This is a genomic window from Hanstruepera flava (genome assembly GCF_023634025.1).
GTDB classification, from domain to species: Bacteria; Bacteroidota; Bacteroidia; order Flavobacteriales; family Flavobacteriaceae; genus Hanstruepera; species Hanstruepera flava.
In genome coordinates this window covers 1,128,404-1,142,978 of record NZ_JALJCW010000001.1, presented here as the reverse complement: position 1 = coordinate 1,142,978, position 14,575 = coordinate 1,128,404, and the positions used below count along the sequence as shown (strand labels likewise).

At 34.5% G+C, this 14,575-nt stretch carries 12 protein-coding genes; 4 read left to right on the top strand and 8 right to left on the bottom strand.

Going from position 1 to position 14,575, the window contains the following annotated elements:
- Positions 1-63 precede the first annotated feature (63 nt).
- Both MTX13_RS05415 and MTX13_RS05410 read left to right on the top strand, forming a co-directional pair.
- Positions 64-2,829 carry a carboxypeptidase regulatory-like domain-containing protein gene (locus MTX13_RS05415; protein WP_250433361.1) on the top strand — a complete coding sequence of 922 codons (2,766 nt, stop codon included), beginning with the start codon at positions 64-66 and terminating at the stop codon, positions 2,827-2,829.
- A gap of 36 nt (positions 2,830-2,865) precedes the next feature.
- On the top strand, positions 2,866-4,269 hold the full coding sequence (locus MTX13_RS05410) for a DUF5689 domain-containing protein (protein WP_250433360.1): 1,404 nt from the start codon (positions 2,866-2,868) through the stop codon (positions 4,267-4,269).
- Positions 4,270-4,322: 53 nt separating this feature from the next.
- On the opposite strand, the gene MTX13_RS05405 is transcribed toward MTX13_RS05410, so the two are convergent.
- Positions 4,323-5,267 (bottom strand): endonuclease/exonuclease/phosphatase family protein, encoded by a 945-nt coding sequence (locus MTX13_RS05405; protein WP_250433359.1) that lies wholly within the window; start codon positions 5,265-5,267, stop codon positions 4,323-4,325.
- A 113-nt stretch (positions 5,268-5,380) separates the two neighbouring features.
- Here MTX13_RS05405 and hflX point away from each other — a divergent pair, with 113 nt between their 5' ends.
- Positions 5,381-6,598, top strand: a complete 1,218-nt coding sequence (hflX, locus tag MTX13_RS05400; protein ID WP_250433358.1) for a GTPase HflX — start codon at positions 5,381-5,383, stop codon at positions 6,596-6,598.
- Positions 6,599-6,668: 70 nt separating this feature from the next.
- Positions 6,669-8,918 (top strand): penicillin-binding protein 1A, encoded by a 2,250-nt coding sequence (locus MTX13_RS05395; protein ID WP_250433357.1) that lies wholly within the window; start codon positions 6,669-6,671, stop codon positions 8,916-8,918.
- Positions 8,919-8,968: 50 nt separating this feature from the next.
- Here MTX13_RS05395 and MTX13_RS05390 read toward each other — a convergent pair whose 3' ends face one another.
- The 7 genes from MTX13_RS05390 to MTX13_RS05360 all read right to left on the bottom strand — a co-directional run bounded on the left by MTX13_RS05390 (position 8,969) and on the right by MTX13_RS05360 (position 14,573).
- Complete coding sequence (locus MTX13_RS05390; protein ID WP_250433356.1) at positions 8,969-9,904, bottom strand: DUF3078 domain-containing protein; 936 nt, start codon at positions 9,902-9,904, stop codon at positions 8,969-8,971.
- A gap of 59 nt (positions 9,905-9,963) precedes the next feature.
- Positions 9,964-10,470, bottom strand: coding sequence for a DUF2480 family protein (locus MTX13_RS05385; RefSeq protein ID WP_250433355.1), 507 nt, complete (start codon positions 10,468-10,470; stop codon positions 9,964-9,966).
- Between the two features lie 5 nt (positions 10,471-10,475).
- Positions 10,476-10,799, bottom strand: coding sequence for a DUF59 domain-containing protein (locus MTX13_RS05380; RefSeq protein WP_223032543.1), 324 nt, complete (start codon positions 10,797-10,799; stop codon positions 10,476-10,478).
- Between the two features lie 2 nt (positions 10,800-10,801).
- Positions 10,802-11,224: a SufE family protein gene (locus MTX13_RS05375; protein ID WP_250433354.1), complete on the bottom strand. Its 423-nt coding sequence runs from the start codon at positions 11,222-11,224 to the stop codon at positions 10,802-10,804.
- Between the two features lie 30 nt (positions 11,225-11,254).
- On the bottom strand, positions 11,255-12,037 hold the full coding sequence (locus MTX13_RS05370) for an META domain-containing protein (RefSeq protein ID WP_250433353.1): 783 nt from the start codon (positions 12,035-12,037) through the stop codon (positions 11,255-11,257).
- An 84-nt stretch (positions 12,038-12,121) separates the two neighbouring features.
- Entirely contained in the window at positions 12,122-13,192 is a 1,071-nt protein-coding gene (locus tag MTX13_RS05365; RefSeq protein WP_250433352.1) for a zinc metalloprotease, read from the bottom strand.
- 166 nt (positions 13,193-13,358) lie between these two features.
- Complete coding sequence (locus tag MTX13_RS05360) at positions 13,359-14,573, bottom strand: aminotransferase class V-fold PLP-dependent enzyme (protein WP_250433351.1); 1,215 nt, start codon at positions 14,571-14,573, stop codon at positions 13,359-13,361.
- Positions 14,574-14,575: the final 2 nt, after the last annotated feature.

Sequence of the window (14,575 nt, the reverse complement as noted above, 5' to 3'; positions counted from 1 at the left end):
TTTGCTCGCTTATTTAATTAAGATTTAATATAGCGAATCAATTTTTTAACTATAAAATCAAACATGAAAAAACGATTAATTATTTTTTTAATTGGAATTTTCTCAAGTGCTACCATGTTTGCACAACAAACAGTTGTTAAAGGTAGTGTTTCAGAATCAATAACACTTGAGCCCATTCCAGATGTAACCGTTACCATAGAGGGAACTGTAATTGAGACTCAAACTAATGCTTCTGGTGAATTTGAGTTTTCTGAGAGTTTACCATTAGGGGAACAAATTATTAGAATATCAAAGCCTGGGTATGTATTCAAAAGATATCCTATTGTAATTAACGAAGGGGAAACTGTAAACATAACCGATATGACTCTCGAGATTGATTCGGTTGAGTCTAATTTGTTTACAATCAACCTAACGGATGACGAACTTAACACAGACACAAGTGGTTTAGATAACATTTCAGGTTTGTTGCAATCCTCTCAAGATGTTTTTCAAAGAACAGCAGCTTTTGAATGGAGTTCGTCGTTCTTTAGAGTTAGAGGTTTAGACTCTGAAAACGGATCGGTTTTGATTAATGGAATTGAAATGAACAAACTATTTGATGGCCGTCCACAATGGAGTGATTGGGGAGGTTTAAATGATGTGCTTAGAAACCAAGAATTAACTTCTGGCCTTCAGCCTTCTAATTATAATTTTGGAGGCGTATTAGGGACTACTAATATGAATGTAAGAGCTTCGCAATATCGTCAAGGAGGTCGTGTTACCTATTCTACATCAAATAGAAGTTATACTAACCGTATTATGGCAAGCTATTCTTCAGGGTTGTCTAAAAATGGTTGGGCTTACACGTTTATGGCTGGGAGACGCTGGGGTAAAGAAGGCTACCAAGATGCCACACTTTATGATGCTAATTCATTTTTTGCTTCTGTTGAGAAAAAAATTAACGAAAAACATAGCTTAAACTTTACAGGAATGTTTACCCCTAATCGTAGAGGGAAATCATCTCCTAATACACAAGAAGTTTATGACTTAAAAGATATAAGATATAATGAATATTGGGGCTGGTTAGATGGCGAGAAGAAAAACTCCAGAATTAAAGAGGTTGAAGAGCCCATATTTATGTTAAATCACTATTGGGATATTAGTGATAAAACCAGATTAAATACTAATGTAGGATATCAATTTGGAAAAATAGGTAATAGCCGTTTAGATTTTGCTGGAGGTGCAAATCCAAGCCCTGCCTACTATCAAAATCTCCCAAGTTATTTTTTAGCTGATGATGATGGTCCGGACTACGAAGGCGCTTATTTGGCAGAACAAGAATTCATTAATGATGGTCAAATAGATTGGGAACGCATTTTAGACGCCAACCTAACTAATAATACTGCTGGTTTACCAGGAGCTTACGTTTTGTATGAAGATAGAACAGATGATACACAACTAACATTCAACTCTATATTAAATACCGAAATTAACGAGAATATTTTGTTGAATGCTGCTTTTACGTATAAAGATTTTAAATCTGAAAACTTCGGTAACATCATTGACTTATTGGGTTCTACTGGATATTTAAATGTTGATAACTTTGATGGTTTTCAATTTGATGCCAGAAATCCTAACAGAATTGTAGGTGAAGGTGATAAATTCCGCTACAATTATGAGATTGATGCTTCGGTAATTTCAGGTTATGCACAAGCACAATTTAAATACAGCAAAGTTGATTTTTATGCATCAGCTAGTATTACAAGCACAACCTATCAAAGAAACGGCTTATGGGAGCATTCTGCTTTTGAGAACTCATATGGTAAAGGCGAAAAGTTAAGCTTTACCGGTGTTGGCGCTAAAGGAGGTTTAACTTATAAAATTACGGGTAAACACTTAATTGATATTAATGGAGGGTACTTAACTAAAGCGCCTACATTAAGAAACAGTTATTCTAATGTAAGAGAAAACAATGATGTGGTATCCAATATTACAGAAGAAAAAATTGCTTCAGTTGATGTAAGCTATATATACCGTTCACCAATTGTTAAGGCCAAATTAACGGGTTATTACACTAAAATTCAGGATGCTAACGAAATTGCTTTTTACTTTGCTGATGGTTTAGCAAATATTAATATAGAAAATGGTAACGAGTCTGTTTCAATAAACCAGACAACAGCTTTTGTTCAAGAGGTTTTACAAGGTGTTGATAAAAGACACATTGGTGCCGAGCTAGGACTTGAAGCGCAAGTCACACCAACCATAAAATTAAAAGGAGTTGCTTCTGTAGGGCAGTACACGTATGATAATAATCCTAATTTATACTTAACGTCATCACTTTTTGGACGTACAGACACCTACACGGCAAACATGAAAAATTATAAAGTTTCAGGTGGCCCTCAACAGGCCTATTCTGTTGGTTTTGAATACCGTGATCCAGATTACTGGTGGTTTGGCGCTACAGTAAATTATCTATCAAACACTTATGTTGATATTAGCCCTTTGACAAGAACTGAAAACTTCTATTTAGATAGAGATGGTTTACCTATAAATGATTATGACGAAGGCATAGCTCAAGAATTACTTAAACAAGAAGAGTTTGATGACTATTTTACAGTTAATTTAATAGGAGGAAAATCATGGAAAATAGGAGAATACTACATTGGCTTATTTGCTAGTATTAACAATCTGTTGGATGAAGTATATAAAACAGGTGGTTTTGAACAAGGTAGAAATGCTAATTACAAAGAGTTACTTGCTGACAATCAAAACCCTAAACGCGTTTTTGGACCAAAATATTGGTACGGACGTGGTGCTACTTATTTTGTAAACCTTAACTTTAGATTCTAAAAAGAAAAAGAAAAATAATTAAAAACATTATTGAACATGAAAACAAATAAATTTATATCAGGAATACTTGTGTTAATAGCTGCTTTTGCTATAACATCTTGTGTACAAGACGACGATTATACCGTTCCTAGTAGCTTAGGGGATGAAGAGAATGCCAGACTAAATGATTTAATTGCAAACTCAACAGCTATAACAGTTGCAGAAGCAAAATCATACTTTGTTCCTGGTGAAGTTACAGAAATAGTTACCGATGTGTATGTTAAAGGATATGTATCTTCATCGGACAGAACAGGGAATTTCTACAAGGAGTTCTTTATTCAAGATGCACCTTCTAACCCAACTGCAGCTATTAAAGTAGTTTTAAATCAAGTAGATTCATATAACCAATTTAATATTGGTAGAGAGGTTTACATCAACTTAAATGGATTATATGTTGGAGAGGTTCGTTCAGGAGACGACGTTATTACAATTGGAGGAGTAGCAAATGTCGATAATGAAGTAGAAGCCATGACAGCTAATATGGTTCCTCTTCATGTATTGAGATCACAAGTTACCGAAACTATTGAACCACTGGTAGTGACATTTTCTCAAATAAATGACTCTCATATTGGTATGTTTGTTATGGTTGAAGATGCTCAATTTCCTGATAGTTTAGAGGGTGAGTTTTATGTTGATCCTTTAGATGATTTTGATACATCAAGAACTATACAAAGCTGTGAAGGATTTGGTTATTCATCATTTCCATTAGAAACAAGCTCTTTTGCTGATTTTGCTCAAATGCCTTTACCAACAGATGGTGGAGGAACAATTGCAGGTGTTATTACAAAAACGTTTAATGGTAGTAATTTAGTTATGGCATTAAATTCTACTGATGATGTAGTGTTTGACCAGTCTAAATGTGAGCCATTGGATATTAATGACTTTGTTGTAATAATGGAAGAAGATTTTGATGATGCCGTAGATAATACTATTCTAGATATTCCAGGATGGACAAACTTTGCTGAAGAAGGTGGAGAGTTTTGGACAGAGCAAGTATTTAGCGGAAATGGTTATGCTGAATTTAGCTCATACCTAACTGGCGATGATGTTAATATTGGATGGTTAATATCTCCAGGTATCGATATGGATGCGCAAGAAAATGAATTCTTAAACTTTAAAACCGCACAACACCATTTAGATTCTCCAGATAATACTTTAGAAGTGTTTGTATCTACTGATTATGACGGAACAGATGTGTTAGGAGCAACTTGGATTCCAATTTCAGCAACTTTAGCATCGCAGTCTAATTCATGGTATGAGTTTGTAGATTCTGGATTGATAGATATTTCGGAATATACAGGAACTTTATATGTTGGGTATAAAGTAACAGGATCTGGTACAGATACGCAATTAGATGGTGCTTATCACGTAGAAGATTTTGTAGTTCTAGCTACAGAATAGTCGATCTTAAATAATAAATTAAAAGCCCACTAATTGGTGGGCTTTTTTTGTTTTTAGTTTTGTTCTAATAAAATATATACCGGAAAATGATCACTATATCCACCCTTGTATTTTTTGCCTACATAGGTTCTAAATGGAGCACCTTTAAAAGGACCTCTGTATTGTTTTAAAAAATCTTCATCAAATAGAGCAGCACTAATAAAAGAGAGACGGTTAGGTGTTGTTTCAAAGAAATTGGTGCTAAATAAAATTTGATCAAATAAATTCCATTCATCAAAATGGCGTGTGGTTCCTGAATCATCAGATAACAACGTTGCCATAGGGTTATATAAGTCATTAGAATTCATCAAGCGTTTGATGCTGTTGCTATATGGATCGTCATTAAAGTCGCCCATGATAAGGATTTTAGCTTCAGCATTTTCATTTTTAATAGTTTGAATAATTTCACTTGCCTGTTCAGCTGCGGCAATGCGTTTAGGTTCTGTTTCCAATTCTCCATCATGTCTAGAAGGCCAATGGTTTACCATAACATACACCATTTCATTATGCAAGAACCCTTTTACCAAAAGTATATCGCGCGTATAATCTATACTTCCGTCTTCGTCATAAATATGTACCGGAAAAACTTCAGACACTTCAACTTCAAAAACAGTTGTATCATATAATAATGCAACATCAATTCCACGTTCATCGGGCGAATCAAAATGAACATAATCGTAGGTTTTATCAACTAAATGCTCCGAGTTTAATAAATCATCTAAGACTAAATTGTTTTCAACCTCTGCCAATCCAATTAATGCAGGTGATTCATTTGTTTCTACTTTGCCAATATTTGAAATAGCAAATCCAAGTTTCCGTATTTTATTGTGGTAGCGTTTTGGTGTCCAACGTTTAACAGAATTAGGCAGAAAATCGTTGTCGTTTGTTAAATCGTCATCATAAGTGTCAAACAAATTTTCTAGGTTGTAAAAAGCAACTGCAAATAATGGTTTTGTCATTCTAAAATTTTCGATACAATTAATGATTAAGATACTAATTTAGTAATAAGAATAGAGTAAATTAGAATACATTACATAATATCATTGTAACTTTGTATAATATTTTGATGATTATGATAGAAAAGAAAGACATAGAATTAGAACGCGCTGTTTTAATAGGAATAATTACAAAAAACCAAGACGAAGATAAATCTAAAGAATATTTAGATGAGTTGGAATTTTTAACATACACTGCTGGAGGTGAGGTTTTAAAACGCTTCACACAAAAAATGGATATGCCCAATCCTAAAACCTTTATTGGGACTGGAAAGATGCAAGAGGTTCAAGCTTTTATCGAGGAACATGATATTGGTACAGCTATTTTTGATGATGAATTATCGCCAGCTCAAGAACGTAATATAAGTAAGATACTAAACTGTAAAGTATTAGATCGCACCAATTTAATTCTCGATATTTTTGCGCAACGTGCGCAAACCAGTTACGCAAGAACTCAAGTTGAACTCGCGCAATGTGAATATTTGTTGCCACGATTAAAAGGTATGTGGACACACCTTGAACGACAAAAAGGAGGTATAGGTATGCGTGGTCCTGGTGAAACTGAAATAGAAACAGATAGACGTATAGTACGTGATAAAATAGCCTTGCTAAAAGCCAAAATAAAGACCATAGACAAACAAATGGCTGTACAACGTGGTAATCGCGGCAAAATGGTTCGTGTGGCCCTGGTTGGGTATACAAACGTAGGGAAATCTACTCTCATGAACACCATAAGTAAGAGTGAGGTTTTTGCCGAAAACAAATTGTTTGCAACGTTAGATACTACGGTAAGAAAAGTGGTGATTCAAAACCTACCATTTTTATTAACCGATACCGTTGGGTTTATTAGAAAGCTACCAACACAATTGGTTGAAAGTTTTAAGAGTACTTTAGATGAGGTTCGAGAAGCCGATTTATTACTACATGTGGTAGATATATCTCATCCTAATTTTGAAGAACACATTGAGTCTGTAAACAAAATTTTAGGCGAAATAGATAGTGCAGACAAGCCAACCATTATGGTATTCAATAAAATTGATGCTTATGAGGCCGAACCATATGATGATACGGATTTAATGACAGAACGTACAAAGGCTAACTACAGTTTACAAGAATGGAAAAAAACCTGGATGAACCGTATTGGTAATAATGCCCTGTTCATTTCTGCTTTAAACAAGCAGAATTTAGAAGATTTTAAGAAGCGTGTTTATGATGAAGTTCGCGAAATTCACGTAACCCGTTTTCCTTACAATCACTTTTTGTATCCAGACTATAATTACGAGGAAGAAGAATAGGTTATAAAATTCTGTTAACCAACACCTCATTTTTAATAAATCAAGTAATCTGTCGTTTGTAAAATTAACTATGGGAAAACTACGCACATTGCTTAACAAGAAATGGATAAAATGGCCAGTCATACTCTTGTCCGTAGGAACTTTATTTTTAATCCTACTGTATGCTTTAACTTATTTAGGGCTATTCGGTAAATTACCAACCCATCAGGATTTAAGTTCCTTAAATCAGACTGAAGCCACACAGGTTTTAGATAGAAATGAAAAGCTTATTGGTAAATATTATATTTATGATAGGCAACCATTGTCTTACGATGATTTCCCGCAACACCTAATAGATGCTTTGATAGCTACAGAAGATGTTCGGTTTTATGAGCATAATGGTGTTGATAACAGAAGTCTTTTGCGCGTTTTTTTTAAGAATATTCTAATGCAGGACGAATCGGCAGGTGGTGGTAGTACCATAACATTACAGTTGGCAAAAAACTTATATGGTAGGCAAGATTATGTGTTGTTTGGTATTCTGATTAATAAGTTTAAAGAGTCTATTACAGCTAGTCGTATTGAGACTATTTACTCCAAAAAAGAGATATTAACGCTATACCTTAATACCGTTCCGTTTCCAGATAACACCTATGGTATTGAAAGTGCAGCTCAAAAATTTTTTAATAAATCGGCCAGAGAATTAACTATTTCAGAAGCGGCTACTTTAGTAGGAACCTTAAAGGCGAATCATTATTACAATCCAAGGATTTCAGTAAAGCGCAGTGAATTACGTCGGAATGTGGTTATCAATCAAATGTTGAAATACAATTTTATAGATGAAGAACAAGCTGAAACAATAAAACAAGACTCCTTAATTTTAGATTACCACTCCTTTAATCACGATATGGGTTTGGCCCCATATTTTAGAATGCAAGTCAAAAAAGAGCTTGTTGAAATATTTAAGGATATTAAAAAACCAAATGGAGAATCTTATGATATATATCGTGACGGTTTAATTGTGCACACCACATTAGATGCTACCATGCAAACCTATGCCGAAGAGGCTATGAAGGAACACCTTACAAACTTGCAAAAGACCTATGAAAAATCTTATGGCAATCAAGCACCATGGAAGACATCATCAGCAACTTTTAATAAAGCCATGCAAAATCTTTCAGTTTATAAAAGACTAAAACTTAATGGTTTATCAGATAATGACATTTTAGATAGTTTGTCGAAATCACGAGATATGGAATTGTTTTCATGGGAAGAAACCAAAACGGCTAAACTTTCGGTTAGAGACAGTTTAGCACATTACTTAAAGTTTTTAAATACAGGAATGTTGTCTATTGAGCCATCAACAGGTGCTATTAGAACGTATATTGGAGGGATAGATTATCGCTTTTTTAAATACGACCATGTATCGCAAAGCGAACGACAGGTTGGATCTACTTTTAAACCACTAGTTTATACAACAGCTATTGAAAATGGTATGAAACCTTGTTCTTACTATGATGTAAAAGCTATAACATATACCAATTACGATAATTGGACACCAACCAATTCTGGTCATGAGGTTGATGAAAATATAAACTACAATCTAGAAAAAGCATTAAGTCATTCTATAAATACTATTGCGGTAAAGGTTTTAAACGATGTTGGTATTTCAGCCACCATAGATCAAGCCCAAAAAATGGGAATAACCAAAGACCTGCCCGAACAACCATCCTTGGCTTTGGGTGTTGCCGAAATTAATTTAAAGGAGTTAACAGGTGCTTATGCGAGTTATGTAAATCAAAGCAGAGCGGTAAAACCTTATACCATAACTAAAATAACCGACAAAAACGGCAGAGTAATTGCAGAATTCAAACCTGAAGTTTCTGAACAAAAGGCCTATAGTGATTATACAAGACAAGTAATCTTGGAAATGATGAAAGCTACTATTAACAAAGGAACAGCATCTAGATTACGAACTATGTATAATCTTAAAAATGCCATGGCAGGTAAAACGGGAACAACACAAGACAATAAAGATGGTTGGTTTGTAGGTATTACTCCAAAGTTGGTAACTGTAACTTGGGTAGGGAATGATAATTACAATATAGGGTTTAAAACCACGGGTTTGGGTCAAGGTGCTAACTCGGCATTACCCATGTTTGCTAAATTCTATCAAAAACTAAATGCCGATTCAAAGTTTAATAATATAACGCATATCCAGTTTGAAAAACCAAGTCAAAAGGTTTTAGATGATCTGGACTGTAAATTAGAAAAAGAAGACAATTTTTTTCAACGACTGTTTAAGAGTAAAAAGAAGAAAAAAGAATTTAAAGGAAATTAAAAAAAACGACCCATACAGGTCGCTTTTTTTAATAATATGTAGTTTGTTTATTAGAATGAATAACTCAATCCAAACGTGGTATAAACTTGTAAATCGTTATCTACATTATCAAAATCAGGTTCTGGTTCTGTACCCATTGGGTCCCAGTTACCATATGCAAAATTAACAGCTTCTTGCTTGTTGTCTCTTAAACCTACTTCAAAACCTAGACCTAAACTTTTCCATACTTTATAACTCAAAGAGTTTATCCAAGTCCAGTTTGATAAATTGGAATCTTCATAACTTATAAATGCCGATAGGTTGGAGTTAAAGTCAAAGCCACCAAAAGATTTTGAGTAATTAGCAACTATTTTAGCACCTAACGATGATTCAAAAATAGCATCGTTATCAGCAAACACAAAGTTGTAGTTAATAGGGTGAACCACAACAATTAAACCATCTACAGGAGTCCAAGTTATACCAACACCAACATCTAGATAGCCTGGATCGTTAAAATTATTGATTAAAGTGGTTCGGTATTCAGCTAATGTAGATGCGGCCAATGTTTTGGTTAGTTTATAACCAAAAAGCGATGTAATGTTAAACACATCGTTAGCTTCTCTAAAGCTATCATCGTCAGTTGGGTCGTCTTTATCATCAAATTTCACCCAGCTTAAGTTAATTTTAGCAGCATTGTACCAAAAGTACTTTTCACGGTCCAATTTGGCATAAGGATTTGCGGTAATGGTAATATTGCCAGACGAGTTATTAGGTGTGCCTTGTCCATACCAATTGTTAAATTCAGAAAAGCTGGCGCCAATTGTACCAAACGCGCCAAATTTCCACCCTGGAAATTCGTCTATTTGCTTTTGTAAATCATCAATTCGTCCTTGGATAGCATCAAGTGAATCTTGTTTTTTAGATTTTTCTTCTTTAAGTTCATCTATAGTTTGCGAAAATGAAGCTGTCGCTAACAGCATGAAACATAGCGTAAAAATTTTTCTCATAAGATTAAGAATGAATTAATTATAGCTTATATAATTAGATTAATAACGGTGTAAAAATACTATTTTCTTTTAAATAAAGGAACATTAGAGCAGGCTTCTCCAAACATTACAGATTTGGCAATAGGTTTTAACTTACTTGAAATCATATTATAAGCATTTAAAGGAACAGGTTTTTTAGAACAGCCTTTAATGATAACAGGTTTGTCTTTAAAATCAGACATATCCAAGTGGTTTATAATGTCTTGGTAAATTACAGTTTCTAAAGTTTCTAAATTGCCTACAACCGTTAGCTTGGAATACGGTTGAAGTGCAATGGATATCAACATATAAGCCCAAGCCGGAATAATAGCATCTGTTGAACAGTAAACGGCTACATATTTATTTTGGTATGGCGACCAATCATAATTTTTGACATGAGTTCTAAAATCGATTTCACGTAAGACAATACCTTCATAAAGCCAATTGGAAATATCAAATAAAACGCGTTCGCCACTTGGGTAGTAATCTTCTAAATCTAGAGTTACTAATTTACTGTTCGCTACGCGATTAATAATTTCGTCTGACATAATTTTTAAAGCATTCCCAATTCTAACTTGGCTTCTTCACTCATTAAATCCTGACTCCAAGGTGGGTCAAAGGTGATTTCAACTTCAGCAGATTTTACGGCATCTAAAGATTTTACTTTTTCTTCTACTTCCAATGGTAATGTTTCGGCCACAGGACAATTAGGTGTGGTTAAGGTCATTAATATTTTTACATCGTAATCCTCATTGACGAACACGTCATAAATAAGACCTAATTCATAAATGTCTACTGGTATTTCTGGGTCGAAAATAGTTTTTAAAACCTTTACAATTTTTTCGCCTAATTCTGTAGTGTCTATAGTTTCACTCATGATTATTGTAATTGTGTTTGGTATGCAATGGCATACATTTTTAGTTGTTTTATCATGCTCACTAAGCCATTGGCACGTGTTGGTGATAAATGTTCTTTAAGCCCAATTTGATCAATAAAATCGGTGTCGGCTTCAATAATAGCTTTTGGTGATTGGTTTGAGAATACGCGTATAAGAATAGCTATAATGCCTTTGGTGATAATAGCATCGCTATCTGCCGTAAAAACAACTTTGTTATCCTGTATGTCAGCGTGAACCCAAACCTTACTTTGACAGCCCTTTATAATGTTTTCTTCTGTTTTGTACTGGTCTTCAATAAGCGGTAATGTTTTTCCTAAATCAATCATGTATTGGTAACGTTCTTCCCAATCATCAAACATAGAAAACTCATCAATTATCTCGTTTTGAATCTCTTCAATTGTCATGGTCTAAATTTTGTACAAAAATACGGATATCTATTGTTTCTCAACCAACTTCTTCATAGATAAAACCTTATTTACAATTTGCTCTATTGATTTTGGCGGATTACCATGGTCAAAAACAGCTGTTTTATACACGTTTCCCTGAAGTCCTATTTCTAATGTAGCTCCAGCTGCAGCATCATACTGATTGGTTTTTGAAGGAGCTTCAAGATCTGGTAATGTTGAAATATCAATTTCTTTTACTAATTTGATTAATTCATCCCATTCTTTTGAAGGACAATTAACTTGTTGGGATATATTTAGATTGTAGTCATTTGAAAAATTTATTGATCTTTGGTTTATCCAAATTTTTTCGAAGAAGCCCCTCGTAGCGGCTTGATAGGTAATGATTATATCATATTCCTTGACTAAAGCAGTTATAGCTGTTTTGTTACCTGTTTTTAAAATTAATTCCCCATCTAAATATTCATAGGTATTAATTTCATTCAACAGGTTTAAAAATTGAGTCTCAACAGTATTTCTATCTGGAGTACAAGCCATTTTTGTAGAAGCCAATGGCCCAATTTTTAGAGTGTTACCAGTTGTTTCATAGGTTCCTGAAAAACGATTGCATCCAGAGTAACCGGCAATGGTTTTTAAGCTATCATTAAAACTAACAGTCAAGTCTGTTAGCGATGTTTTTGACCCATTAATTTGATGGATTGAAAATTCGCCGTCAAGAGTTTTTGGAGATTGTTTATCAGCTGCTGCAACAGTTTTAGAATTACCACATGAGGCCATTGATATAAATAAAAAAAGTAGTGTTATTAGTTTCATAATTAATATTTAAAGAACAATATATATAATAATACAAAAAAGACGCCAAAGTTGGCGTCTTTTAAAATTTTATGTGTGGAGTCTTTAGTTTGCCATAGCACTTCTAGGTCCACCTGAAGCAAAAATTGAGCGCATTCTAGTTTTTTGACCTTCAGAGAACATGTACATGCATGCATCATTAGTATAATCCATATAGTTCATAGTCATGTCGTTTGATCGACAATTTACAGTTGGATATGATGGGCATCCGTAATTTGGGCCATCTGAAGCAGGTGTGTCAGATACAAAATCATCTTGACGGCATCTGCCATCACCCCATATGTGACGTAAGTTTAAGTAGTGACCCACTTCGTGAGTAGCGGTTCTACCTTCATCAAAAGGAGCTGAAACATAACCTGTTGTTCCAAAGTATTGAGGTGAAATTACAACACCATCTGTTGAACTTGGTCCACCTGGGAATTGCGCGTATCCTAAAATACCACCGCCAATATTACAAACCCAAATATTTAAATGGGTGCTTGGCGTAATTGGAGGATAGGCCGCTTTCATAGCATCATTGGTGCCCCAAGATGTTCTTGAGTTTGAGTGTCTAAAAACGCCTGCTAAAGAAAATGTTATTTCACTATCGGCTACAAGACTTGCAAATTCTGAAGGAACTTGATTGGCATCGTTATTGGTTGCTCTAAAATCATCGTTTAGCACGTTCATTTGAGAGTTGATTTGATTATCACTAATATTCTCATTAGAATTACTGTAGATAACATGAACATAAACAGGTATGTCAATTACACCAAGGTTATCACCACCGGTTCCGCCATCGCCACCGTCACCACCATTTCCACCATTGCCATTTCCATTACCGTTACCGCCTTTTTTGCCAGCAATAAACTTACGGGTATTGTACTCAATGTCGAACATGTTTTGTTCTAAATCTGGATTTTCGTTTAGCATTCTATTCAAATTAACCATTGAATAACAAGCTTTTGATTTTCCTTCTGCCATACGAGCTGGTTCATCAATATCTGCGTCTGTATAGACATAGAAATCGCTCATGTCAATTTTTGATTGGTCATTGTTTTGAATAGTTTCTTGATCATCGTTACATGATGCAAATAGCAAAGCCAGAGCAGCCATACTAAAGAGTGTTTTTTTCATAATAATGTATAATTTGGTTTAAAATCTTGCCGAATATAAAATTATTTAAGAAAAAATTAACGTAATTGATAAAAAAATAATGATTTTTTCGATGAAATACATTTTCAGTTTAAAGCCAAAAAAACACCCGAAGGGTGTTAGAATTTTGATAATCAAAAAGTTAGGATTAAGACAGCATCATTTTGGCTTTTTTGACACCTTCGACTAAAGCATCAACTTCAGAGATGGTGTTATAAAATGCAAAAGAAGCTCTAACCGTTCCTGGAATTTTAAAGTAGTCCATAATAGGTTGGGCACAATGGTGGCCTGTGCGAACAGCAATACCCATTTTATCTAAAATGGTTCCCACATCATACGGGTGAATACTCTCAAGATTAAAAGAGATTACAGAGGTTTTGTGTTTTGATGTGCCGTAAATTTTTAAGCCTTCAATCTCTTGAAGTTTTTCAGTAGCATAAACCAGTAAGTCATGCTCGTACGTAGCAATATTGTCAAAGCCAAGTTGGTTCATGTAATCTATTGCAGCACCAAATGCAATACCGCCACAAATGTTAGGCGTTCCAGCTTCAAATTTATGAGGCAAATCGGCATATGTCGTTTTTTCAAATGTCACTTCAGCAATCATTTCACCACCACCTTGATAAGGTGGCAATTTGTTGAGCCAAACTTCTTTTCCGTACAATATACCAACTCCAGTTGGGCCACACATTTTATGGGCAGAAGTTACATAAAAATCAACATCTAAAGCTTGAACGTCTGGTTTTATATGCGGACAGGCTTGTGCACCGTCAACTAAAACCGCTGCACCAAACTTATGCGCTTTTTGTATAATGTCTTCAATAGGGTTTATAGTTCCTAAAGCATTAGAAATATGATTGACAAAAACCAATTTCGTTTTAGAAGAAAGAATATTGTCGAATTCATTCATTACGAGCTCTCCTTGCTCATTCATAGGAATGACTTTCAAAGAAGCTCCAGTGTGTTCGCAGAGCATTTGCCAAGGTACAATATTGCTGTGGTGTTCTAATGCTGAAACTATAACGTCATCACCTTTTTGCAATAAAGAGGAAAATCCATTGGCAACCAAATTTATACCATGTGTTGTACCAGAAGTAAAAATAATTTCATGTGCCTTTTGGGCATTGAAGTGTTTTTGTATGGTTTGTCTGGCTGTTTCGTATTTGTCAGTAGCTTCTTGGCTTAATGTATGAACGCCTCTATGAATATTGGCATTATAATTGGAATAATAATCAACAATACAATCAATAACTTGCTGCGGAGTTTGAGAAGTTGCAGCGTTGTCTAAATAGACCAGTGGCTTACCATTTACCTCTCTTGAAAGTATAGGAAAATCTTTGCGTATGGTTTTAGCGTCTAGCATGA

Coding starts and splice junctions, on each gene's coding strand:
- MTX13_RS05405 (WP_250433359.1), bottom strand. CDS start 5,267: ATGACAAAACCATTATTTGCAGTTGCTTTTTACAACCTAGAAAATTTG.
- MTX13_RS05365 (WP_250433352.1), bottom strand. CDS start 13,192: ATGAAAAAAACACTCTTTAGTATGGCTGCTCTGGCTTTGCTATTTGCA.
- hflX (WP_250433358.1), top strand. CDS start 5,381: ATGATAGAAAAGAAAGACATAGAATTAGAACGCGCTGTTTTAATAGGA.
- MTX13_RS05360 (WP_250433351.1), bottom strand. CDS start 14,573: ATGCTAGACGCTAAAACCATACGCAAAGATTTTCCTATACTTTCAAGA.
- MTX13_RS05370 (WP_250433353.1), bottom strand. CDS start 12,037: ATGAAACTAATAACACTACTTTTTTTATTTATATCAATGGCCTCATGT.
- MTX13_RS05415 (WP_250433361.1), top strand. CDS start 64: ATGAAAAAACGATTAATTATTTTTTTAATTGGAATTTTCTCAAGTGCT.
- MTX13_RS05390 (WP_250433356.1), bottom strand. CDS start 9,904: ATGAGAAAAATTTTTACGCTATGTTTCATGCTGTTAGCGACAGCTTCA.
- MTX13_RS05385 (WP_250433355.1), bottom strand. CDS start 10,470: ATGTCAGACGAAATTATTAATCGCGTAGCGAACAGTAAATTAGTAACT.
- MTX13_RS05410 (WP_250433360.1), top strand. CDS start 2,866: ATGAAAACAAATAAATTTATATCAGGAATACTTGTGTTAATAGCTGCT.
- MTX13_RS05375 (WP_250433354.1), bottom strand. CDS start 11,224: ATGACAATTGAAGAGATTCAAAACGAGATAATTGATGAGTTTTCTATG.
- MTX13_RS05380 (WP_223032543.1), bottom strand. CDS start 10,799: ATGAGTGAAACTATAGACACTACAGAATTAGGCGAAAAAATTGTAAAG.
- MTX13_RS05395 (WP_250433357.1), top strand. CDS start 6,669: ATGGGAAAACTACGCACATTGCTTAACAAGAAATGGATAAAATGGCCA.